Origin of the sequence: Amycolatopsis sp. NPDC005961 (assembly GCF_040629235.1) — a bacterium.
Lineage (GTDB): Bacteria > Actinomycetota > Actinomycetes > Mycobacteriales > Pseudonocardiaceae > Amycolatopsis > Amycolatopsis camponoti.
This window is the reverse complement of record NZ_JBEXVF010000048.1, coordinates 34,794-56,640: the sequence shown is the minus strand read 5'-3', so window position 1 is coordinate 56,640 and position 21,847 is coordinate 34,794. Positions and strand designations below refer to the sequence as shown.

17 protein-coding genes are annotated in these 21,847 nt (G+C 73.3%); 8 read left to right on the top strand and 9 right to left on the bottom strand.

Annotated elements, in window-relative coordinates:
- Window positions 1-77 precede the first annotated feature (77 nt).
- A complete protein-coding gene (locus ABZ342_RS33575; RefSeq protein WP_360481624.1) occupies window positions 78-3,269 on the top strand; it encodes a family 78 glycoside hydrolase catalytic domain in 3,192 nt (1,063 codons plus the stop codon).
- Between the two features lie 140 nt (window positions 3,270-3,409).
- Window positions 3,410-4,471 (top strand): hypothetical protein, encoded by a 1,062-nt coding sequence (locus tag ABZ342_RS33570; RefSeq protein WP_360481621.1) that lies wholly within the window; start codon window positions 3,410-3,412, stop codon window positions 4,469-4,471.
- A gap of 38 nt (window positions 4,472-4,509) precedes the next feature.
- Here ABZ342_RS33570 and ABZ342_RS33565 read toward each other — a convergent pair whose 3' ends face one another.
- The 4 genes from ABZ342_RS33565 to ABZ342_RS33550 all read right to left on the bottom strand — a co-directional run bounded on the left by ABZ342_RS33565 (window position 4,510) and on the right by ABZ342_RS33550 (window position 9,632).
- Window positions 4,510-6,603: an iron ABC transporter permease gene (locus ABZ342_RS33565; protein WP_360481618.1), complete on the bottom strand. Its 2,094-nt coding sequence runs from the start codon at window positions 6,601-6,603 to the stop codon at window positions 4,510-4,512.
- Between the two features lie 2 nt (window positions 6,604-6,605).
- Window positions 6,606-7,583: an iron-siderophore ABC transporter substrate-binding protein gene (locus tag ABZ342_RS33560; RefSeq protein ID WP_360481615.1), complete on the bottom strand. Its 978-nt coding sequence runs from the start codon at window positions 7,581-7,583 to the stop codon at window positions 6,606-6,608.
- A 35-nt stretch (window positions 7,584-7,618) separates the two neighbouring features.
- On the bottom strand, window positions 7,619-8,410 hold the full coding sequence (locus ABZ342_RS33555; protein WP_360481662.1) for an ABC transporter ATP-binding protein: 792 nt from the start codon (window positions 8,408-8,410) through the stop codon (window positions 7,619-7,621).
- 124 nt (window positions 8,411-8,534) lie between these two features.
- Entirely contained in the window at window positions 8,535-9,632 is a 1,098-nt protein-coding gene (locus ABZ342_RS33550) for an ROK family transcriptional regulator (RefSeq protein WP_155542876.1), read from the bottom strand.
- Between the two features lie 59 nt (window positions 9,633-9,691).
- Between ABZ342_RS33550 and ABZ342_RS33545 the strand changes: the two genes are divergently transcribed.
- A complete protein-coding gene (locus ABZ342_RS33545) occupies window positions 9,692-10,918 on the top strand; it encodes an MFS transporter (RefSeq protein WP_360481611.1) in 1,227 nt (408 codons plus the stop codon).
- A gap of 33 nt (window positions 10,919-10,951) precedes the next feature.
- Here the strand turns inward: ABZ342_RS33545 and ABZ342_RS33540 are convergent, their stop codons facing one another.
- Window positions 10,952-11,752, bottom strand: a complete 801-nt coding sequence (locus ABZ342_RS33540; protein WP_360481608.1) for an LLM class flavin-dependent oxidoreductase — start codon at window positions 11,750-11,752, stop codon at window positions 10,952-10,954.
- A gap of 366 nt (window positions 11,753-12,118) precedes the next feature.
- On the opposite strand from ABZ342_RS33540, the gene ABZ342_RS33535 reads away from it, so the two are divergent.
- Window positions 12,119-13,993 carry a Calx-beta domain-containing protein gene (locus tag ABZ342_RS33535; protein WP_360481605.1) on the top strand — a complete coding sequence of 625 codons (1,875 nt, stop codon included), beginning with the start codon at window positions 12,119-12,121 and terminating at the stop codon, window positions 13,991-13,993.
- Window positions 13,994-14,051: 58 nt separating this feature from the next.
- Here the strand turns inward: ABZ342_RS33535 and ABZ342_RS33530 are convergent, their stop codons facing one another.
- Together ABZ342_RS33530 and ABZ342_RS33525 are read right to left on the bottom strand one after the other, a co-directional pair.
- Entirely contained in the window at window positions 14,052-14,405 is a 354-nt protein-coding gene (locus ABZ342_RS33530) for a hypothetical protein (protein ID WP_360481602.1), read from the bottom strand.
- Between the two features lie 248 nt (window positions 14,406-14,653).
- Entirely contained in the window at window positions 14,654-15,769 is a 1,116-nt protein-coding gene (locus ABZ342_RS33525; protein WP_360481599.1) for a class I SAM-dependent methyltransferase, read from the bottom strand.
- A gap of 238 nt (window positions 15,770-16,007) precedes the next feature.
- On the opposite strand from ABZ342_RS33525, the gene ABZ342_RS33520 reads away from it, so the two are divergent.
- The 3 genes from ABZ342_RS33520 to ABZ342_RS33510 are packed head-to-tail and all read left to right on the top strand — an operon-like array spanning window position 16,008 to window position 17,949.
- Entirely contained in the window at window positions 16,008-16,379 is a 372-nt protein-coding gene (locus ABZ342_RS33520; protein ID WP_360481596.1) for a GntR family transcriptional regulator, read from the top strand.
- A complete protein-coding gene (locus ABZ342_RS33515; protein WP_360481593.1) occupies window positions 16,376-17,257 on the top strand; it encodes an ABC transporter ATP-binding protein in 882 nt (293 codons plus the stop codon). The genes ABZ342_RS33520 and ABZ342_RS33515 overlap by 4 nt, the downstream gene beginning before the upstream one ends.
- Window positions 17,254-17,949, top strand: a complete 696-nt coding sequence (locus tag ABZ342_RS33510; RefSeq protein WP_360481590.1) for a hypothetical protein — start codon at window positions 17,254-17,256, stop codon at window positions 17,947-17,949. Before ABZ342_RS33515 ends, ABZ342_RS33510 begins: the two co-directional genes overlap by 4 nt.
- Before the next feature lie 106 nt (window positions 17,950-18,055).
- Here the strand turns inward: ABZ342_RS33510 and trpA are convergent, their stop codons facing one another.
- Both trpA and trpB read right to left on the bottom strand, forming a co-directional pair.
- Complete coding sequence (gene trpA, locus ABZ342_RS33505) at window positions 18,056-18,850, bottom strand: tryptophan synthase subunit alpha (RefSeq protein ID WP_360481587.1); 795 nt, start codon at window positions 18,848-18,850, stop codon at window positions 18,056-18,058.
- The gene (trpB, locus tag ABZ342_RS33500; RefSeq protein ID WP_360481584.1) at window positions 18,847-20,076 is read right to left on the bottom strand and encodes a tryptophan synthase subunit beta; all 1,230 of its coding nucleotides are present in this window, start codon (window positions 20,074-20,076) and stop codon (window positions 18,847-18,849) included. Before trpB ends, trpA begins: the two co-directional genes overlap by 4 nt.
- 437 nt (window positions 20,077-20,513) lie before the next feature.
- Between trpB and ABZ342_RS33495 the strand changes: the two genes are divergently transcribed.
- Window positions 20,514-21,824 carry an FAD-dependent oxidoreductase gene (locus tag ABZ342_RS33495; protein WP_360481581.1) on the top strand — a complete coding sequence of 437 codons (1,311 nt, stop codon included), beginning with the start codon at window positions 20,514-20,516 and terminating at the stop codon, window positions 21,822-21,824.
- Window positions 21,825-21,847 lie beyond the last annotated feature (23 nt).

Sequence of the window (21,847 nt, the reverse complement as noted above, 5' to 3'; positions counted from 1 at the left end):
ACGATTCATTTTTCCGGCTCGCGATCACTCGTGGCCGATTCCGGTCCCGCCGACCTGTCACCGCAGAGAGGAACGCGATGATCTCGCGCCTGATGACGGCTTCGTCGGTCCTGCTGACCCTGCTCGTCCTGGGGGTGACCCCCGCCGGGGCCTATCCCGCCGCCGCGGCCGGCGTCGAGGCCGGTGGTCTGCAGGTCGAGCACCAGGTCGACCCGCTCGGGGTGGACGTCGCCCGGCCGCGGCTCGGCTGGGTCCTGAACGCCGGCCGGGACGTGCGCGGTGCCCGGCAGTCGGCGTACCGGATCGCGGTGTCGACCCGGCGCGGCGGCCCGGCCGACGTCTGGGACAGCGGCGAGGTGTCGTCGGCGCAGTCCTTCGACGTCGCCTACGGCGGCCCCGCGCTGCACCCGCGCACCCGCTACTTCTGGCGGGTCCAGGTCCGGGACGCCGACCGGCGGCTTTCGCGGTGGAGCGAGCCGGCGTCGTTCGAGACGGCTTTCCTCGCCCCGGGCCAGTTCCGGGGCGACTGGATCGGCGCGCAGGCGTCCGCGGCCCCGCCGTCGTTCGACGGCGCGAGCTGGATCTGGTACCCCGAAGGCGCCCCGGCCGACTCGGCGCCGGCCGGCACGCGGTACTTCCGGCGCGCGGTCGACCTGTCCGCCGATCGGATCACCGCGGCCCAGCTCGAACTCACGGCCGACGACAGCTTCACCGTGTACGTCAACGGACAGCAGGTCGCCGCATCCGCGCGCGTGGCCGACTCCTGGCGCACGGCGACCGTCGTCGACATCTCGACCGCCCTGCACGCCGGGCGCAACGTGATCGCGGCCGAGGCGGCCAACGCCTCGCCGGGCCCCGCCGGGCTGCTGGGCAAGCTCCGGGTGGAAAGCCAGGGCACGCCGGTCGAGCTCGTCACCGACGGCTCGTGGAAATCCTCGGCCGCCGCCGCGGCCGGCTGGCAGCAGCCGAGCTTCGACGACACGGCTTGGCCGCGGGCGCTGGTGGCCGCTCCGTACGGCGGCGGCCCGTGGGGCAGCTCGGTCACCACGCAGCCCCCACCGGAACCGTTGCTGCGCAAGGAGTTCACCGCGGACAAGCCGATCAGGTCGGCGCGCGCGTACATCGCCGGGCTCGGCTACTACCGGCTCTACCTCAACGGCAGCCGGATCGGCGACCACGAGCTCGACCCGGGGTTCACCGTCTACGACAAGACCGCCCTGTACGCCACCTACGACGTCACGGACGCCCTGCGCAAGGGCGGTAACGCGGTGGGGGTGAGCCTGGGCCGCGGGTACTACGCGATGACAAACCCCGATGAGTGGCTGGCTTCGCCCTGGCACAGCGAACCCAAGCTGAAGTTCGAGCTCGACATCACCTACCAGGACGGCAGCACCGGACAGGTGACCAGCGGCGGCGACTGGAAGCTCGCCGACGGGCCCACCCGCTCGGAATCGCTCTGGTTCGGCGAGACCTACGACGCACGGCAGGAGAAGCCGGGCTGGAACCGTCCCGGGTTCGACGACGCCGGCTGGCGGCCCGCGGTGGCCGTGCCCGCACCCGCGGGCACGCTCCGCGCCGAAGCGTTCCCGCCGATCAAGGCGACGGAGAAGCTGCCGATCACCGGCGTCACCACGCCCGCCGACGGCGTGCGCGTCTACGACGTCGGCGGCCCGACGGCGGGCTGGGCGCGCGTCGCCGTCCACGGACCGGCCGGCGCCGAGGTGAAGATCACCTACGGCGAGAAGCTGCGCCCGGACGGCACCGTGGACAACATCGGCGGCTTCGGCATGCAGCTGCAGTCCTATTCGTACGTCCTCAATGGACGCGGCTCGGAAAGTTACCGGCCCGCCTACAGTTACGCGGGCTTCCGCTACTTCCAGGTCACCGCGCCGGCGGGCGTCACCGTCGAGTCGGCCGCCGCCGAGCGCGTCCACACGGCCGTCGCCACCACCGGTGACTTCACCAGCTCCAGCGACCTGCTCAACCGCTACGACGACGCCGAAGCGAACACGATCCTGAACAACCTGCACTCCGTCCCGACCGACACCCCGATGTACGAGAAGCGGCCCTACACCGCGGACGCGCACCTGTCGGCCGACGCGGCGATCGCGCACTTCGACATGCGGGACTTCTACGAGAACTGGATGCGCGAGCACCGGGACGACCAGAACCCGGACGGGACGATCGGCCAGACCGTCCCCGCGACGATCGGCGGCAAGAAGGTCGCGGACCCCGTCTGGTCGGCGAGTTTCGTCCTGATCACCTGGGATCTCTACTGGTACTACGGCGATACGCGCGCGCTCGCCGAAAACTACGACGCGATGAAGGCGTGGCTCGGCTACTACGAGCGGGACATCGCCGGGACCGGGAACATCTACACGGGCTTCAGCTACGGCGACTGGCTCGCGCCCGGCGCCGCGAACCCGCCCGAGGGCACCCGGCTTTCCGGCACCGCCTACATCCACAAGACCGCCACGACGATGGCCGAGATCGCGCGCGCTCTCGGCCGTGACGCCGACGCCGCGCACTTCGACGCGTTCGCGGGCACGGTCGCGAACGCGCTCAACGCGACCTTCTTCGACAAGGCGGCCGGGGCCTACTACGACGAACGCGCGGCCGGGTACCGCCAGACGTCCAACCTGCTGCCGTTGAGCCTGGGCATCGTGCCCGCGGCGGACCGCCCGGCCGTCGTCACGCACCTCGTCGACGACATCAAGGCGCGCGGCGTCCACCTGAACACCGGCGCGCTGGGGACGAAACTCATCCTCCCGGCGCTCACCGACGCCGGCTACGGCGACCTCGCCTACCAGGTGGCCACCACCCCGACGTATCCCGGCTGGGGCTACTGGTTCGAAGGTCTGGGTGCCACGACGATGTGGGAGGAATGGCCGGCGACTTCCCGTTCGCACGACCACGCGTTCCTCGGCACGGTCGACGACTGGCTCTACCAGCGCGTCGCGGGGATCGAGCCGGCGGCGCCCGGCTACACGGCGGTGAAGATCCGGCCGCACCCGGTCGGCGACCTCGCGAACGCGTCCGCGCACGTCGAATCCCCGCTGGGGCAGGTGAGTTCGGCGTGGACCCGTGACCACGGCCGCTTCACGCTGCGCGCCGGGGTCCCGGCCGGAGCGACGGCCGAGATCTCCGTTCCCGCGCGGGACGGCCGAGCCGTCCAGGCGCCCCCGGGTGCCCGGTTCGACGGGATGCGCGACGGCTACGCCACTTTCCGCGTCGGATCGGGCGAATACGTTTTCCGCTCCACGATGTAGAGCCGGCCAGGCGCGAAATGGGCGTACCGCGACACTCGTCCCTTTGCTCCCCAGCCGATCGGCGTCCCGGGCTTTTCCGCTCAGCCGGGGTCGGTACGCTTCCGCGGCCGAGCACACGGACTGACTGGGGACGACGAGCCATGGACATCGCTACCGGCGCGGACAGGGTGCGCGTCCACGAACCCGTGCCGAACGTGCCGTCGGGGGCGGAGCCGTTGTTCGCGGGCTACGTCCGCCTGCTGACCAAGGTGACTGTCGTCCGGATGGTGCTGAGCGGGGTGCTCGTCGCGTTCGGGGTGGTGCTCGTGCTGACCGAACGGCGGGGGAGTGCGCTGCCGTACTTCTACTTCGCCGTCTTCGGGCTCACGCTGGTGCAGTGGAGCTACGTCCTGAGCCTCTACGTGCGGTTGCGGCGCCATTTCGGGGAGCCTTACCACCGGTTCGACGTCGCCCCGGACGGGTTGCTGGTGAAGGGGACGCGGGTGTCGGCCCGGCTGCCGGACGGGCGGTGGCTGCGGACCCGGCTCCCGGCCGGGGCGAGGACGCAGCTGGCCGGCGAGCGGCGGCTGTGGGTGCTCGGCACCGGTCCGCGGGTGTTCGTCCGCCCGCCCGGCGCGATGTGGGTGCGGGCCGGGCGGATCGAGGACGCGCCGCACCCGGGAGCGAAACCGGCGGAGCCCGTCTCGCGCCACCCGACCCCGCCGCGGCTCGACCCGGTGCTCGCGGCGCAGCGCGCGTTCCAGGTCCGGCGCACGCTGGTCTCGGCGGTGATCTTCCTGGCGGTGGGCGCGGCGGGGCTGGCCATGGTCCCGATCGTGCGGTTCGACCCCGACGCCATCACGGGTCCGGCCGCGGTGGGCGGCCTCGCCGGCGGCAGCACGGTGTCCCTGTTGCTGGGGTTGCTGATGGTCGCCGGCATCCTCCGGATCCGCCAGCCGATCACCGAAGAGACGTGGGTGGAGCTGAGGGTCGCCCTCGACGCGCCTCTCGTACCCCGCACTCGCGGCGCGGTCCGGCTGACGGGCTGGGCCCTGCACCCGGACGGCCGCCAGACCCGCTTCCGGCTGGTGGCGGACGTCTCGCTGGCCGCGAATGTCGCGACGACGGGGCAGCTTTGGTTGCAGGGGTATCCGCGGCCGGGTAAGCCTTCGAAGGCCGGGGTTCCGGGTTATCCGTGTGGGGGCAGTTTCCGGTTGGCGTGAGCCCGGATCGGGTTGCTGTGGTTGGGGTTCCTCGCGGGTCACCGTCCCCCGTGGGACTTCGTGCGGTGCCGGTAAAGCAGCCACACGAAATACGGCGCCCCGATGATCGCGGTTATCAAGCCGGCCGGGAGCTGGCCGGGGGCGATCACCGTGCGGCCGGCCGCGTCCGCCGCGCAGACCAAGATCCCGCCCAGCAACGCCGCCGTCGGCAGCAGGCGGGAATGCCGGCTGCCCACGATCGCGCGGGCCGCGTGCGGGGCGACCAGCCCGACGAACGTCAGCACCCCGACCCCCGCCACCGCCGCGCCGGTCAGCAGGACCGCGCACGACAGCAGCAGCAACCGCGTCCGGCCTACCGGCACGCCCAGCACTCGTGGTGTCTCGTCGTCCAGGGACAGCAGGTCCAGCTCGCGCCTCAGCCGGACCAGCACCGGCGTCACCAGCAGCACCACCAGCGCCATCGGCAGCAGGTGCGTGAAGGTCCGGCCGTAGGTCGAGCCGCCCAGCCAGGTCAGCGCCTTGGTCTCGTTCCACGGGTCGGACAGCGTGATCAGCAGCGCCACCAGCGCCTGCGATGCCGCGTGCACGCCGAAACCGATCAGCACCAGGCGTTCGCTCGTGAAGCCGCCCCTTGCCGCCACGGCGAAGACCACCGCCATCGCCAGGGCGGCACCCAGGCCCGCGGACCCCGTCAGCGCCCAGAACCCGACCCCGGACACCCCCGTGATCACCACGACCGCGCCGAGGCCCGCGCCGCCGACGACGCCGATCATCCCCGGTTCGGCCAGCGGGTTGCGGGCGACCGCCTGGGTGAGCGCGCCGCCCAGCGCCAGCGCCGCGCCCGCCAGCAGCGCGGCCGCCACGCGAGGCACGCGGGTGTCCAGCACCCCGGTGACGATCGGGCCCGCCTGGCCGGCCGCCCAGTTGACGACGTCGCCCAGCAGCAGCTTCGCGTCCCCGAGCAGGACCGCTCCCACCGCGACGCCGACCGCCCCCAGCGTCAGCAGCCCCAGCACCACGCCGTACCGGAGCGCGCTCACGCCGCCGCGCGCGCCGGCCGCGGGTGGCTCGGCGGTCGCGGACGTGATCCGCGCCGTGCGGGCCAGCACCACGAGGAAGACCGCGCCGAGGATGGTCGTCACGACCCCCGTCGGCACTTCCAGGGCCCGTTGCGGGCTGATGATCGTGCGCAGCAGCACATCGGCGCCCAGCAGGAGCGCCGCGCCCAGCGCCGCGGAAAACGGGATCAGCACGGCGTGCCGGTGCAGGCCCGGCACCGCGGACGTGAGCAGCCGGGCGAGGGCCGGCGCGGCGAGCCCGACGAAACCGATCGGCCCGGCCAAGGTCACCGCCGACGCCGCCAGCAGGACGGCCAGCCCGATCGCGGCGATGCGGACCCGTCCGACGTGGACGCCCAGCGTCCGGGCGTGGTCGTCGCCGAGGTGGACCAGGTCGAGCCGCCGGGCCAGGCCGAGCAGCGCGACCAGCGCCAGGCCGGCGAGGGGGCCGAGCGTGCGGACGCCGCCGAGCCCGTTCTGCTCCAGCGATCCCTCGCCCCAGGCGAACAGGCCGCGGGTTTCCTGGGCGTACAGCAGAAGCAGGACCTGGGTCACGGAGACCAGCGCGAGCGCGATCGCGGTGCCCGCCAGCACCAGCCGCACGATCCCGGTGCCGCCGGTGCCGGACAGCGCGAGCACGACCACGGCCGCGGCCAGCCCGCCCGCGAACGCGACGCCGGCCGCGCCGAGCAGCGGCAGCGAGACGCCGAACGCCGCGACGGCGACCACCGCCAGGTGCGCTCCGGCGTTGACGGCCAGGGTGTCCGGCGACGCCAGGATGTTGCGGGACACCGATTGCAGCGCCGCGCCGGCGACGCCGAGCGCGGCCCCGACGACCAGCGCCGCGAGCAGCCGCGGCAGCCGCGACTCGACGACGACCGCGGTCGTGTCGCCGCTCGCGCCGCCGAACACCAGTCGCAGCACGTCGAGCGCATCCACGTTCGCGGTGCCCTGCGTCAGGTGCACGGCCGAACCGGCCACGATCAAGACGGCGAGCCCGATCCCGAGCAGCGCCGCCCGCCCGCGTCGCCGGCGGGCGAGCACGGGCGGCCGGGGCTCGGTCGGAGTGGCCACCGCTATCCCTTCAGTGCGCCGATGGCCGCGTCGACGAACTGCTCCATGGACTTCGGGCCGCCGAACATCCACAGGGAGTCCGGGAAGCGGTGCACCTTGCCGCTCTTGACGAACGGGAGGTTCCGCCAGATCGCGTTGCCGGCCAGCTCCTGCTGGTACGGGTCGCCTTCGGCGTTGTTGGCGATGTACCAGAACCGCACGTCGGGCAGCTGCGTCAGGCCTTCGACGTCGGCCTGCGCGAGCCCGTAGGCCGGGTCGCCCGCCATCGTCCAGGCGCTTTCGAGGCCGAGCCGGCCGAACACCGCGGACACCAGCGCGCCCTGGGTGTAGGGCCGGATGCTGACCGAGCCCGAGGTGACGTAGGCGTCGGAGAACGCGACTTTCTGGCCCGCGGCGCCCAGTTTCCCGACTTCGGCCCGGCCCGCGGTGAGCTTCTGCTCGAACGCGGACTTCAGCTGCGCGGCCTTTGCCTCGGTGCCGGTGGCTTTCGCGATGGTGTCCAGGTTGGCGTACATCCCGGCGATCGGGTCCTGGGCGGCGCCGCCCTTGATGACGATCACCGGCACCTTCGCCTCGATCTGCTCGAGCGCCCCTTCGGTCACGCTGTCGGTGACGATCACGAGGTCCGGCCCCAGCGAGCCGAGCGCGTCGAGGCTCGGCTCGCCGCGGGTGCCGATGTCCTTCGCGGTGCCGTCGAGCTTCTCGGCGCTGACCCACTGGCCGTAGCCCTTGATGTCGGACACGCCGACCGGGGCGACGCCGAGCGACAGCAGGTGCTCGACGGCGTTCCATTCGGTCGCCGCGACGCGCTTGGCCGGGCCGGGCAGCCTGACCTCCTTGCCGCGCGAGTCGACGACCGTGACCGGGCCGGCGGTGCTCGCGGTGGCGGCGCCGCTCGTGGGCTCCTCGGTGGTGCCGCAGGCGGCCACGAAGAACGTGGCAGCCGCGGACAGGCCGAGGATCAGCCGGGTGATCCGCATGTGTCTCCTTGGTGTTTCCGATGACGGCGTACCGGTCAGACCGACGCGGTGCGCGCTCCCGAAGCGTTGAAGCGGCCGACCGCGCGGGTGTGGATCCGCCCGTCGGCCGGGTCGAGCACGACGTCGACGCGGATGCCGTACGCCCGGCTGAGGTGGGCCGGGGTCAGCACGTCGGCGGGGGCACCTTCGCCGGTGACCCGGCCGTCTTCCAGCAGCAGCACCCGGTCGGCGACCGCCGCCGCCTGGTCGAGGTCGTGCAGCACCACCCCGACCCCGACGCCGTGGTGGTCGGCGAGGTCGCGGATGACGTCGAGGATCTCCACCTGGTACCGCAGGTCGAGGAAGGTCGTGGGTTCGTCGAGCAGCAGCAGTGCGGTGTCCTGGGCCAGGCAGGCCGCGAGCCACACCCGCTGCGCCTGTCCGCCGGAGAGGGCCTGCACCGGCCGGTCGGCGAGGGCGGAGAGACCGGTCAGCTCCAGCGCCCGTTCGACGGCCGCGGGGCCTTCGGGGTCGCGGCCGCCCCAGCGGGACCGGTGCGGGTGCCTGCCGAACTCGACCAGCTCCCGGACGCACACGCCGCCGGGTGAGGTCCGCTGCTGCGACAGCAACGTGATCCGCTTGGCGATGTCCTTTCCGGACAGTGCGCGCAGGTCCGCACCGTCGGCGAAGGTGACCGAGCCGGCGACCGGCGGGTGCAGCCGCGCCAGCGCGCGCAGCAGCGTCGACTTCCCGCTGCCGTTCGGGCCGATGAGCGCGGTCACCGTGCCCGCGCGCAGCGAGACGGACGCGGCCCGCACGACGACGTCGCTGCCGTAGGCGACGTCGATCTCACGCGCGTGGACACCGGTTTCGGCGCGGTGGGGGACGAGGGACACGGATGGACAATAAGGGCAGGCTCACCTAACTACAAGAATTGTGGTGCCTGGCACAGCGAGCCGCGGACGGCGTGGGTCAGCGGCTCGCGGTGGCGGGCTCGCGCGGCCGGGCCGGGTCGGGGAGGCCGTAGCGGGCGTTGAGCACCTGCATGGCCGCGCCGGCCGCCACGACGTCCGTGCCCAGCGACGTCAGGGAGACTTCGACGGTCAGCCAGCCGGCGCCCGGCAGCTGGGTGCGCACGGCGTGTTCGACGGCTTCCCGGTAGAGGTCGCCGTGGGCGAGGAGATCCGCGCCGCCGAGGACGATGTGGCCGAGGTCGAGCGTCTGCAGGAGGTTGACCACGCCGGTCGCGAGCACGGCGGCGGCCGTCGCGGGGTCGGGGGCCCGCTCGTGCACGGCTTCCAGGCAGCCGTGCCGGCCACAGGCACAGAGCGGGCCGTCGAGCTGGACGACGGCGTGGCCGAACTCGCTGGCGTTGGTGTGCGCGCCGCGGTGGGCGGCGCCGCCCAGCCAGAGGCCGGCCCCGACCCCGGCGTCGACCACGACGAGGGCCGCGTCGCGGAAGGCGGTGCCGCGGCGCCAGGCCTCGGCCGTGACCCCGGCGGTGACGTCCTTGTCCAGGACCACGGGCAGGCCCAGCCGCTTTTCGGCGAGGTCGGCCAGTGGCACGTCGCGCCAGTGCCGCAGCCGGTGGGCGCCGCGGACGGTGCCGGTCGACTGGTCAAGCGGCCCGATCATGCCGATGCCGACCCCGGCGAGCTCCGGAGTGCTCAGGCGGTGCTCGGCGATCATCGTCGTGACGCCGGCGGCCAGCTCGGCCAGCAGCTGGTCCGGCGTGAAGTCGGCGGGCAGCGGCGTCGCGGCCGACGCGCGGACCGTGCCGGCCAGGTCGGTGAGGACCAGGCGCAGTTCGCGGCGGGTGACGTGCGCGCCGATCGCCCAGCGGCTGCCGGGGACGAGCCGGTAGACCGCGGCCGGCTTGCCGCGCGGCGGTCGCCGCACCCCGGCCGGCTCGAGCAGGCCTTCGTCGACCAGGCGGGCCAGCACCTTGGAGACGGCCTGCGGGGTCAGCCCGGTGACCTCGGCGACGGTGCCGCGCTCGAGCGTGGGCACGGTCCGGGCCAGCGCGATCACCAGCGCTTCGTGGTAGTCCCGCAGGAAAGCCAGGTGCACGGCGTCACCCTACCGCCGGGCCCTGGTATTAACGCAACAGCGTTGCTAAAGTCGCCGGAATGGACGACCTCACCCGACGACGACGCTGGGCGGCCCTGCTCGCCCTGGCCCTCGGCTCGGTGGCGATCGGGCTGACCGAGTTCGTGCCGGCCGGGCTGCTGCCGGAGATCGCGAGGAGCGTGCTCGGGAACGCCGAACCGGACTCGGTCGCGCGAGCGGGGTGGATGATCACCGCGTACGCGCTGGGCGTGGTCGTCGGCGCGCCGGTGCTCGCCACGGTCACCGCGCGGATGCGGCGCAAGCGCCTGGTGCTCGGGCTGCTGGTGCTGTTCGTGCTCGGCACGGTCGCGTCCGCGGTGGCGGCGTCGTTCGGCTGGGTGCTGGTGGCCCGGTTCGCCGCGGGCCTGCCGCACGGCGCGTACTTCGGGGCCGCGGGCCTGCTGGCGGCGACGCTGATGGGGCCGGGCAGCGAGGGGCGCGGGTTCGCCGTGGTGCTGAGCGGGCTGACGGTGGCCAACGTGGCGGGTGTCCCGGTGATCACCCGGCTGGGGCAGGCCGCGGGGTGGCGGACGGCGTACCTGATCATCGCCGGGGTCTTCCTGCTCGCGCTGATCGCGGTGGCGGCCACGGTGCCCGACGCGCCGGCGGCGGGCGGATCACCGGCCGACGAGCTGCGCACGTTGCGCCGGCCGCAGGTGTGGCTGGTCGCGGCGACGGCGTCGATCGGCATCGCCGGGTTCTTCGCCGTCGACAGCTACCTGGCGCCGATCACGACGTCGGTCACCGGCCTGTCGCCGGCCGCGGTCCCGTGGGCCCTCGTGGCGGTCGGCCTCGGCATGACGGCGGGCAACTTCCTGGGCGGCTGGCAGGCCGACCGGAACCTGCAGCGGGCCATGGTGGCGGGCTTCGCCGCGGTGATCGCCGCGAACGTCTACTTCGGACTGATGGTGGGCTCGGCGTTCGGCCTGTTCACGGGCGCGTTCCTGATCGGCGGCACGATCCTGTTCCTGGGCCCGGTGCTCCAGGCCCGCCTGATCGCGGTGGCCCCGGGAGCCCAGCTGATGGGCGCGGCGCTGAACCAGTCGGCGTTCAACACGGCGAACAGTCTCGGTGCGGCGTTGGGGAGTGTGGTGATTTCGGTGGGTCTGGGATATCGCGCGACGGCGTGGGCCGGGGTGGTGGTGAGCGCGATCGGGTTGGCGCTGGCCGTGGTCGGGTTCGCGGTGGATCGGCGCCGCCGCCCCGGGAAGCCCACCGAAGATCTGGTCCCCTGTCTCAAACCGTGAAGTGATCGGGGTTCGGCCGGCAGCCGCCTCGACTCAGTGGGGACCCTCGCGTAGCACGCCGCGCACGTGGTCGACGGAAAGCGCTTCGGGGTCGAAGCCGGTCAGCACCCAGGTCGCGCCGGCCCGCGCGTACGGCGAGCTGTCCGCGCCCGGGCCGACCTCCGCGACGTAGTCGAACGGCCCGGTGCCGGTGCGCAGCGCCTCGACCTGGGCCACGGCTTCGGCGAAGCGGTCGGCCGAGTCGAGGTTCACCGGGAAGTAGCCGTCGAGGCGCGCGGCCCGGCGCATCGGGCGGGGCTTGCCGGGGAAGCCCGCCGCCCAGACCGGGATCCGCCGCGCCGGCGCCGGCAGGAACCGGATGCCGTCCACGGTGTAGTGCTCGCCGCGGTGGTGGACGACGTCGCCGGACCAGGCGGCGGCCAGGACGTCCAGGGCTTCGTCGAGCATCCGGGCCCGCACCCGGTCGTCGCACTCCTCGCCGGTGCGGGAGAACTCCTCGCCGAACCGGTCGCTGCCGAGGCCGACGCCCAGTGTGAGCCGGCCACCGCCGAGCCGGTCGAGGGTGGCGGTCTCCCGGGCGAGCTTGACGGGGCGGCGGCGGGTGATCGCGCTGACCATCGGCCCGAAGCGCACCCGCGAGGTCGCGGTGGCGATCGCGGCCAGGGTGATCCACGGGTCGGCCACGGCGGCCACCGGCTCGCGCCACCGGAGGTGGTCCCAGACGAAGAAGCCGTCCCAGCCGGCTTCTTCGGCGTCGGCGGCGAGGCGGGCGACGAGCGCCGGGTCGGCCAGGTCGTCGAAGAGCGGGAGCCAGAGCGCGTGCTGGGGAGTCATACCGGAACGCTACCCAGGAAGGCGTCCGGCTCCCAGCACTCCGTGCGTTGCGACATCCGGGGGTAATTCGCGCGGTGCGGAGCGGAAATCGCGGGAAATCCGCCCTCGGGCCGATACCCGTGGTGCCGGAAAGCGCGATTCCCGTCGCTCGGGAGCGTGACGCTCGTCCGGCGGTCCCCACCCTTCGGCCTATTCCCGCGCTGGTCTGCGTAGCCCGGAATCCGGCCTGGTAGCCCCATCGGGATCTTGACACAGGGCGCTCCGGGTGACGTTCGGCAACCCGGCTAACGAATTCCCGCTCATTTCGTCTTTCCCAGGCAACCCGCACCCGATCCGGCACTCCGCCGGTCCGCGAAAGGGAAGTCCATGTCTCGAAGATCAGTTTTCGTCGCGCTGACCGCGGTCGGCGCGCTGCTGGCCCCGGCCGCGGTCGCGGCCGCGGCGCCACCGGGCGTCGACCCGGCCACCGTCGACCTCACGCTCGCCGCCGGGCAGAGCACCACCGTCACCAAGCACGTCACCACCTCCGCCGTACCGCCGAACCCCGACCTCGTCCTGCTCGCCGACACCACCGGCAGCATGGGCGGCGCGATCGCGAACGTCCGGGCCAACGCCAACGCCATCACCTCGGACGTGCTCGCCGCGCAGCCGACGGCCCAGTTCGGCGTCGCGGAGTACAAGGACTTCACCGACTCGGTGCCGTTCAAGGTCAACCAGGGCAACACCACGAACACCGGCGCGGTCCAGGCCGGCATCAACCAGTGGGCCGCGGGCGGCGGGGGAGACGGGCCCGAGGCCGACCTGAACGCCCTCTACCAACTGGCCACCGGCGCGGTCTCGTTCCGCCCGGACGGGACCCGCATCGTCGCGTGGTTCGGCGACGCGCCGTCGCACGACCCCAGCGGGGGGCACACCCTGGCCGACACGATCGCCGCGCTGAAGGCGGCGAACGTCCGGGTCGTCGCCGTCAACGTCGGCGCGCTCGACTACGACGGGCAGGCCACGGCCATCACCGAGGCCACCGGCGGCGTGCTGCTCAACAACGTGCCCGCCAACCAGGTGTCCCAGGCCATCCTGAACGGCATCAAGTCCATCGAGGTGACGGTGGCACCCCACGTCACCGGCTGCGACCCGCAGCTGACGCTCACCAACGCCCCGGCGAGCGCCAAGGTGACCAGCGGGGACGTCGCGACGTTCACCGAGACGATCGCCGCCGCGGCCGATGCGGCCCCGGGCACCTACCACTGCTCGGTCGACTACCTGGTCGACGGGATGTCCCGCGGCTTCGTCGAGACGACCACCGTGCGCGTGCTGGGCCTGAGCATCAACGACGTCACGGTCGACGAAGGCTCCGGCGGCGCGCCGGTGCCGGCCACCTTCACCGTGTCGCTGCTCGGCGGGGCCGCCCCGAACCCGGTGACCGTCCACTACGCCACCGCGAACGGCACCGCCACCGCGCCGGCCGACTACGCCGCCACCAGCGGGGACATCACCTTCGCGCCGGGTGAGACGGCCAAGCCGGTGACGGTCCTGGTCGCCCCGGACACCGTCGACGAGCCGGACGAGACGTTCACGGTGGACCTCTCGTCCCCGGTCGGCGCCGGGCTGGTCGACCCGACCGGGGTCGGCACGATCGTCGACGACGACCGTGACGGCGCCTTCTCCTGCACCGGCACCGCCGCGAACGTCCTCGGCATCACGGCCGCCGTGGCGAACCCGGCGAACCTGCCCTGCGCCGACGACAGCAAGACCGTCCTCGACGCGACGCTCAACGCCGGCCTGATCAAGGTGCAGACCCACGCGCTGACGTCGTCGACCGACCTGAGCCCGGACGACCAGTCCGCGGCCCCGGCGGCCGGTGACCACGCGCAGGCGTCGGCCAAGATCGACAAGACGGTGATCAGCACGATCGGGCTGACGATCGAGCTGGGCGTGATCCAGTCCCAGGCGGCGGCCACCTGCCAGCCGGCCGCGGGCGGGCTCGCCCCGGTGCTGACCGGCAGCTCGACCATCGCCTCGCTGAAGATCAACGGCGCCTCGGTCACGGTCGGCTCGGCACCGCTGACCATCCCGCTGGTCATCGGCTCGCTGAAGCTGAACGGGCAGACCGTGTCGAACGGCGTCGTGAAGCAGCAGGCGGTGGCGCTGGACACCGCGCTGGCGAAGATCGTGCTGGCGGAGTCCCAGGCCGACGTGCACGGCAGCACCGCGCACCCGGCGGGCAACCCCTGCCGGCGCTGACCCGGTGAACCACCCGGGGCGGGCGGATCCCCCGTCCGCCCCGGGCCGGGCGCGCGGGTCAGCGCACCCAGCGCAACGCGGCGTCGGCGCAGTCGTCGGGGCTGCTGTTGAAGGCGATGGCCGCGGCCGGGGCGTGCTGCCGGACCAGGTTGACCACGCGCTCGAACAGCTCCAGCAGCGGCTCGTGCGTGCGGATGCCGCCGCCGATGACCACGCAGGCGTAGTCCGCGGCCGCCAGCGCCGCCGCGACCTCGCGTTCCGGGTGGTCGTCGAGCGACACCAGGCAGTAGTCGGCCGCGAGGGCGTGCTCGTCGAACCGCGCCCGCCCGCGGGCGATCGCCGCTCGGACCGGTTCGGGGTCCCAGCCGTCCAGCTCGGCGGGGTCGAGACCGATGACCAGCACGCGTGTCATCGACGGGACGATACGCGAGCCGCGCCTTGCCGGACGACGCCTCGGCCGCCGACGATGGTGGCCGTGTCCGATGAGCGTCCGAAGGCCATTCCGCCGCCTGTTTCACCGTTACGCGGTAACGAATCGTGTGCCATTGCCCGATGGGGTGAATCGATCCGGTTCGAGTTGCGGCAGATCATTATCGAATGTCACAGCACCTTTTCCGATGGCAGGGAGGCCGGGTGGCCGCGTCGATTTCCGTGTGCCGTTCAGCGGTGACCGGCGAGCCGCCAAAGCGAGGTGACCTCGGCGGCGCGTGCCGCGTGCAGCGGATCGTCCGGATCGGACGCGCGGGGGTGGCGCGGCCGGGTGTCGGTCTTCCCGAGCACCGTCAGCCCGGCGGCGTCGATGGCTTCGAGGAGCTCGGCCCGCGAACGCAAGCCGAGGTGCTCGGCGAGGTCTGAAAGCACCAGCCAGCCTTCGCCGCCGGGCTCGAGGTGCTTGCCCAGCCGGTCCAGGTATCCCCGGAGCATCCGGCTGCCCGGGTCGTACACGGCGTGCTCGATCGGCGAGGTCGGCTTGGCCGGCAGCCACGGCGGGTTGCAGACGACCAGCGGTGCCTCGCCGGGCGGGAACAGGTCCGCCCGCACGAACCGCGCCCGCCCGGCGAACCCGAGCCGGTCGAGGTTTTCCCGCGCGCAGTCCAGTGCCCGCTGGTCGAGGTCCGTGGCCACCACGGATTCCACCCCACGGGCGAGCAGTACCGCGGCGAGCACCCCGGAGCCGGTGCCGATGTCGAACGCGAGCCTGGTCGACGGGAGCGGGGCCGCGGCCACCAGGTCGACGTACTCGCCGCGGGCCGGCGAGAACACCCCGTAGTGCGGGTGGATGCGCGCGCCGAGCCCGGGCACCTCGACACCCTTGCGCCGCCACTCGTGCGCGCCGATCACGCCGAGCAGCTCGCGCAGCGACACGACCGCCGGGCCCTCCGCCGGGCCGTAGGCCTCCGTGCACGCCTCCCGCACGTCGGGCGCCCGGCGCAGGGGGACGACGTGCCCGGGGTCCACGGGCACGAGCAGCTTGCCCAGCAGCTGGGCCTGCCGGGCCTGCCGTTGGCGGTGCAGGTGGAACGCCTCGGTGGCGTCCTTCGCCGGGCGCCGCTTGCCGGCCCGGTCGATCCGCCTGCCCACGGCCTGCAGCAGCTGCCGCGCGTTCTGGAAGTCACCGCGCCACAGCACGGCCTTGCCGTCGACGGCCAGGCGGTAGGCCTCGTCGGCGGCGAGGTCGTCGTCGGCCACGACGATCTCCGCCGGCGGCGGCGCGTTGTTCTCCGACCGCCACTCGGCGGTCAGCTCCTCGCCGTCCTCGACCCAGTGGACGAGCATCGTTTCCCCCTAGACCACGGTTTCCCTGGTGGGCACATCCACCACGTCGGCTGCGAGTTCACCACGGACCGGCGCTTTCCGCAGGAGGCGGTCCGGTCGACTGCCTCCGCAGGCGGGGCCCGGTTGGATCCTGGTTGGATCACGGCCGCCCGTCTCGTTTCCCCCGGCCTTGACAACGGTCCCCCCGAGCCTCCATGGTTAGTTACATGAGTAATGAACCGACGAACCGTCCCGTGCGGTGGTCGGCGTGAAGGACGACGGGCGGCCGTTGTTCCTGCAGATCGCCGAGCAGATCGAAGGCTCGATCGTCGACGGCAGCCTGGCCGCGGACACGCAGGTGCCCTCGACCAACGAGCTCGCGGCCTTCCACCGGATCAACCCGGCGACCGCGGCCAAGGGCATCAACCAGCTCGTCTCGGACGGGATCCTCTACAAGAGACGAGGCATCGGCATGTTCGTCGCCACGGACGCCCGCGCGCAGCTGCTGGAGCGGCGGCGCCGGGACTTCACGCGGCAGTTCGTCGCCCCGCTGATGGCGGAGGCGGGCAAGCTCGGCGTGGGCGCCGAGGAGATCAAGAAGCTGATCGACGTCTGGGAGCCGCAGCGATGAACGTGGTGCGCACGACCGGGGTGACCAAGCGCTACGGACCCCTCGCCGCGCTCGACGGCGTGAGCCTCGAACTGGCCGGGAACACGATCCACGGCCTGCTGGGCCGCAACGGCGCCGGCAAGACCACGCTGATGCGGATCCTCACCGGGCAGGACTTCGAGACCGGCGGCGCGGTGGAGGTCTTCGGGCAGCACCCGCGCGAGAACGCCGGCGTCCTTTCGCGGGTCTGCTTCGTCAAGGAAAGCCAGCGCTACCCGGAGAAGTTCCGGGTGAAGCACGCGCTGCGGGCCGCGGAACTGCTCTACCCGAACTGGGACAGCGCCTACGCCTCGGCGCTGCTGGCGGACTTCGCCGTCCCGGCCGACGGCCGGATCGGCAAGCTCTCGCGCGGCGGGCTCTCGGCGGTCGGAGTGATCATCGGGCTGGCTTCCCGGGCCCCGCTGACCCTGTTCGACGAGCCCTACCTCGGTCTCGACGCCGTCGCGCGGCAGCTGTTCTACGACCGGCTGCTCGCCGACTTCGCCGAGCACCCGCGCACGATCGTGCTCTCCACGCACCTGATCGACGAGGTCAGCGACCTGATCGAACACGTCGTGGTGCTCGACCGCGGCCGGGTGCTCATCGACACCGACGCGGAGTCGCTGCGCGGCGAGGCCGTCGCGGTGACCGGGCCCGCCGACGCCGTCGAGCGCTTCGCCGCCGGCCACCAGGAACTGCACCGGGAGCGGATCGGCGGGTCCCTGCGCATCACCCTCACCGGCGCCGTGGACCGGTTCGAGCCCGGGCTGGACTTCGAGCCGGTTTCGCTGCAGCAGCTGGTCGTCCGCACCACCCAAGGCCACGGCGGGCCGGTCGCCGCCGGGAAGGAGTCCCGATGAAACGCGTCCTCGACGTCGCGCGGATCCAGCTGGTCAACTGGCCGGCCCTGCTCGCCTTCCCGCTCGCCATGGTGGCCGTGCTACCCCTGCTGGGCTGGGGCATCGACGTCTCCAACGGCGACGGCGCGCTCGGCGCGCACGAGATCTACCTGCTGCCGGCCCTGTGGGGCGTGGCCGCCCCCGCGCACCTGCAGTCGATGACGCAGGTGTTCCCCTTTTCGCTCGGGCTCGGCGTGACCCGCCGGACGTTCGCCGCGGCCACCGCGCTGGTCGTCGCCGGCCAGGCCCTGCTCCTCGGGCTCGCGATGGTGGCGCTCGCCGTCGTCGAGCGATCGACCGGCGGCTGGGGCCGGGAAGCGCGGATCTTCGACCTGGACGTGCTGGGGCGGCACGACCCGTTCGCGCTGTGGTTCGTCTACAGTGGACCGCTCGTCGCGGTGTCCGCGATCGGCGTGCTGGCGGGCGTGGTGTTCCAGCGCTGGCACCAGACCGGGATCTACCTCGCGCTCGCCGGTGCCGTCGCGCTGCTCGCCGGGATCAAGGTCCTGGTGGCGAGGCGGAGCTGGTGGCCCGCGATCGGCGACTTCCTCGGCGGGCAGCCGTCGTTCGCGCTGTACACGGTCTATCCCGTGGCGTTCGCGCTGGCCCTGGGCGGTGCGGCGTGGCTGGTCCTGCGGCGCGCGACCGCCTGAGGGCCGGTCCCGGGGTCACGTGGCCCGCCACGTGCTCGCCGCGGTCGTCGAACCGGCGAGGTGGCCCGGAACCGGGCCGCGCCACCGTGGCGCGGCCCGGTGCCCCTCAAACCCCGTGCACTCCGGTCGCGAGCTGCGCCGTCAGCCGCTCGAGCGCCGTCGTGTCCCGCGCTTCGAGGAGCGTTTTCACCAGGGCCGAGCCGACGATCACCCCGTCCGCGAACGTCGCGACCTCGGCGGCCTGGCTCGCGTCCGCGATGCCCATCCCGACGCAGACCGGCAGCTCGGTGAGCGCGCGGAGCCGCCGCGCCAGAACTCCGGCGGCTTCGTCGACCGAGGCGCGCGCCCCGGTGACGCCCATCAGCGCGGCCGCGTAGACGAACCCGGTCCCGGCCGCGACGGTTTCGCGCAGCTGGGCGTCGGTGCTGCTCGGCGCGACCACGAACACCGTGGCCAGGTCGTGCGCCGCGGCGTGCCGGCGCCACTCCGCGGACTCCGCCACCGGCAGGTCCGGCAGCACGCAGCCCGCCCCGCCGGCCGCGGCCAGCTCGCGGGCGAACCGCTCGACGCCGTAGCGGGACACCGGGTTCCAGTACGACATCACCAGCACCGGCTTGCCCGTGGCGGCATGGACTTCGCGCACCGTGCGCAGGACGTCGGCGATCCGGACCCCGCCGCGCAGCGCGAGGTCGTCGGCGGTCTGGATGACCGGGCCGTCCAGCACCGGGTCGCTGTGGGGCAGGCCGACCTCGACGATGTCCGCGCCGGCGTCGAGGGTGGCCCGCAGCGCGGCGATCCCGCCGTCGACCGTGGGGAACCCGGCGGGCAGGTACGCGATGAGCGCGGCCTGGCCGGCCGCCTGCGTCCGGGCGAGCGTGTCGGTGAGCGAGCGCAGGCTCATCGCGTGGCCTCCAGTCCGAAGTGGACGGCGGCGGTGTCGAGGTCCTTGTCACCGCGGCCGGAGAGGTTCACCAGCAGGAGGGCGTCCGGGCCGAGCTCGGCGCCGACCTCGAGGGCGCCGGCCAGCGCGTGCGCGCTTTCGATGGCCGGGACGATGCCCTCGGTCGAGGCGAGCAGGCGGAAGGCGTGCATCGCCTCGTCGTCGGTGACCGGGCGGTAGGCGGCGCGGCCGGAGTCGTGCAGGTGCGCGTGTTCCGGGCCGACGCCGGGGTAGTCGAGCCCGGCCGAGATCGACCAGGCTTCGAGGATCTGGCCTTCGTCGTCCTGCAGGACGTAGGAGCGCGAGCCGTGCAGGACACCCGGTTCGCCCGCCGACAGCGACGCCGCGTGCTGTCCGCTCGGCACGCCGTGGCCCGCGGCTTCGCAGCCGATCAGGCGCACGCCGGGGTCGTCGAGAAAAGCGTGGAACAGGCCGATCGCGTTGGATCCGCCGCCGACGCAAGCGATTGCGGCGTCGGGCAGCCGTCCCGTCCGCTCGAGGAGCTGGCGGCGGGCTTCGACGCCGATGACGCGCTGGAAGTCGCGGATCATGGCCGGGAACGGGTGCGGCCCGGCGACCGTGCCGAACAGGTAGTGCGTGTCCTCGACGCGGGCGACCCAGTCGCGGAACGTCTCGTTGATGGCGTCCTTGAGGGTGCGGGACCCCGACGTCACCGGGACGACCTCGGCGCCGAGCAGTTCCATCCGCGCCACGTTGACCGCCTGGCGGCGCATGTCCGTCTCTCCCATGTAGACGGTGCAGGCGAGGCCGGTCAGCGCGCACGCGGTGGCGGTCGCCACGCCGTGCGAGCCCGCGCCCGTCTCCGCGATGACGCGGGTCTTGCCCATCCGCTCGGCCAGCAGCACCTGGCCGAGCGCGTTGTTGACCTTGTGCGAGCCGGTGTGGTTGAGGTCCTCGCGCTTGAGGAACACCCGCGCGCCCCCGGCGTGCGCGGCGAAGCGCGGCACCTCGGTGAGCGCGCTCGGGCGCCCGACATAGTGGGCGAGCAGGTCCTCGAAGCGGGCGACGAAGGCGGGATCCGCCTTCGCCCGTTCGTATTCGGCGGCGACTTGGTCGACGGCGGCGAAGAGCGCCTGCGGGACGAACCGGCCGCCGAAGGCACCGAAGTACCCCTCGGGCGTGGGCAGGGTTCCCGGCGCGGCCGGGAAGAAGAAGGCGTGCTCCATGGCAGATGTGCTCCTGACCCGGGAGGTCCCGGGTGGGTTCGTGGCTGGTCGGGGATCAGCGGAGCGCACGACCACGCGGGGTCACCGGGGAAGGGCTTCCCTCAGCGATCCCTCGCGACGCGCGGCGCACGCGGCCATCGCATCCCGTCGACCTGGCCCGCCTCGGAGCCGATCGCGTATCGCACCCGGCGCCCGCGCACGCGCCGCGCGGGCGCCTGGCAGCCACGCGGCCGGCGGCCACGGGCGAAGCGGACGGTGAGGGGCACGCCCGCAGCTTAACCCGCGGGCGCGCGGTCGCGGCAAGGGATTTCGGTCACGCTCCCGGGCCGATGGACATCCGTTGCCCGCCGCCCGCCCGGAACGCGACAGGTGTCGGGCGACGGCGGGCGCCGGGCGCCGCACACTGGGACGCGGGGAACACCGGGAGGACGAAGACGATGAGATCGGAAGTCAGCGCGGACGTCGTGGTGGTCGGCGCCGGGGTGATCGGGTCGGCGATCGCGCTCGAACTGGCCAAGGCGGGCCGCCGGGTGGTCGTGGTGGACCGCGCGAGCGGCGCCGGGCAGGGCTCGACGAGCGCGTCGAGTGCCGTGGTGCGGTACAACTTCTCCACCCTGGCCGGGGTGGCCGCCGCGTGGGAGTCGCACTTCTGCTGGTCCGCGTGGGCCGAGCACCTCGGCCACGACGTCGGCGCGCCGGCCCGGTTCGAACGCTGCGGCCTGGTCGTGCTCGACGTGCCGGTCGCCCCGCGAGCCGCCTGGCTGCCGCTGTTCGACCAGGTCGGCGTGCCCTACGAAGAGTGGGACAGCGCCACTCTCGCCGAGCGCGTCCCCGGGATCGACACCGGCCGGTTCTGGCCGCCCAGGCGCATCGACGACGACGCTTTCGGGGCCGACGCCACGGAGACGCTCGGCGGCGTCTACACACCGGACGCCGGGTACGTCACCGATCCGCGGCTCGCCGCGCAGAACTTGGCGGCGGCGGCCGCCGAGGAAGGCGCGGCGTTCCGGTTCCGCGCCACGGTGTCCGGTGTGGAGTCCGGCGGCGGCCGGGTGAGCGCGGTGGTCCTCGCGGACGGCACGAAGATCTCCGCGCCGGTCGTGGTCAACGCCGCGGGACCGTGGTCGGGCCGGCTCAACGCCCTGGCCGGGGCCGGCTCGGACTTCACGATCGGCGTGCGGCCGTTGCGGCAGGAGGTCGCGCACGTGCTCGCCCCCGAGGGCTACCACCCGGCAGGCGGGGTCGGCCCCGCGGTGGCGGACATGGACCTGGGGACCTACTTCCGCGGCGAGGTCGGCGGCGGCCTGCTCGTCGGCGGCACCGAGCCGGAGTGCGACCCGCTGCAGTGGCTCGACGACCCGGACGACGCCGGCCCGAACCCGACCATGGCGGTGTTCGAAGCCCAAGTGACGCGCGCGGCGCGCCGGCTGCCCGGGCTGCGGGTGCCGAACCGCGCCCGCGGGGTCGTCGGCGTGTACGACGCCGCCGACGACTGGACGCCGATCTACGACCGCACCGGGCTGCCGGGGTTCTACGTCGCGATGGGCACCAGCGGCAACCAGTTCAAGAACGCCCCCGTCGTCGGCAGGCTCATGGCGACGCTGATCGAGCAGGTCGAGTCCGGCGCCGACCACGACACCGAACCGGTCCGCTACAAGGGCGTCCACACCGGCCTGGAGATCGACCTGGGCGCGTTCTCCCGCAAGAGGAAACGCAACACCGGCAGCTCGGGCACGGTGATGGGCTAGCGTGGCAGGCAGCCGGAAGGGGC

Excerpts from the sequence above, each read along its gene's own strand:
- ABZ342_RS33575 (WP_360481624.1), top strand. The coding sequence starts at position 78 with ATGATCTCGCGCCTGATGACGGCTTCGTCGGTCCTGCTGACCCTGCTC.
- ABZ342_RS33570 (WP_360481621.1), top strand. The coding sequence starts at position 3,410 with ATGGACATCGCTACCGGCGCGGACAGGGTGCGCGTCCACGAACCCGTG.
- ABZ342_RS33560 (WP_360481615.1), bottom strand. The coding sequence starts at position 7,583 with ATGCGGATCACCCGGCTGATCCTCGGCCTGTCCGCGGCTGCCACGTTC.
- ABZ342_RS33545 (WP_360481611.1), top strand. The coding sequence starts at position 9,692 with ATGGACGACCTCACCCGACGACGACGCTGGGCGGCCCTGCTCGCCCTG.
- ABZ342_RS33540 (WP_360481608.1), bottom strand. The coding sequence starts at position 11,752 with ATGACTCCCCAGCACGCGCTCTGGCTCCCGCTCTTCGACGACCTGGCC.
- ABZ342_RS33535 (WP_360481605.1), top strand. The coding sequence starts at position 12,119 with ATGTCTCGAAGATCAGTTTTCGTCGCGCTGACCGCGGTCGGCGCGCTG.
- ABZ342_RS33530 (WP_360481602.1), bottom strand. The coding sequence starts at position 14,405 with ATGACACGCGTGCTGGTCATCGGTCTCGACCCCGCCGAGCTGGACGGC.
- ABZ342_RS33525 (WP_360481599.1), bottom strand. The coding sequence starts at position 15,769 with ATGCTCGTCCACTGGGTCGAGGACGGCGAGGAGCTGACCGCCGAGTGG.
- ABZ342_RS33515 (WP_360481593.1), top strand. The coding sequence starts at position 16,376 with ATGAACGTGGTGCGCACGACCGGGGTGACCAAGCGCTACGGACCCCTC.
- ABZ342_RS33510 (WP_360481590.1), top strand. The coding sequence starts at position 17,254 with ATGAAACGCGTCCTCGACGTCGCGCGGATCCAGCTGGTCAACTGGCCG.
- trpA (WP_360481587.1), bottom strand. The coding sequence starts at position 18,850 with ATGAGCCTGCGCTCGCTCACCGACACGCTCGCCCGGACGCAGGCGGCC.
- trpB (WP_360481584.1), bottom strand. The coding sequence starts at position 20,076 with ATGGAGCACGCCTTCTTCTTCCCGGCCGCGCCGGGAACCCTGCCCACG.
- ABZ342_RS33495 (WP_360481581.1), top strand. The coding sequence starts at position 20,514 with ATGAGATCGGAAGTCAGCGCGGACGTCGTGGTGGTCGGCGCCGGGGTG.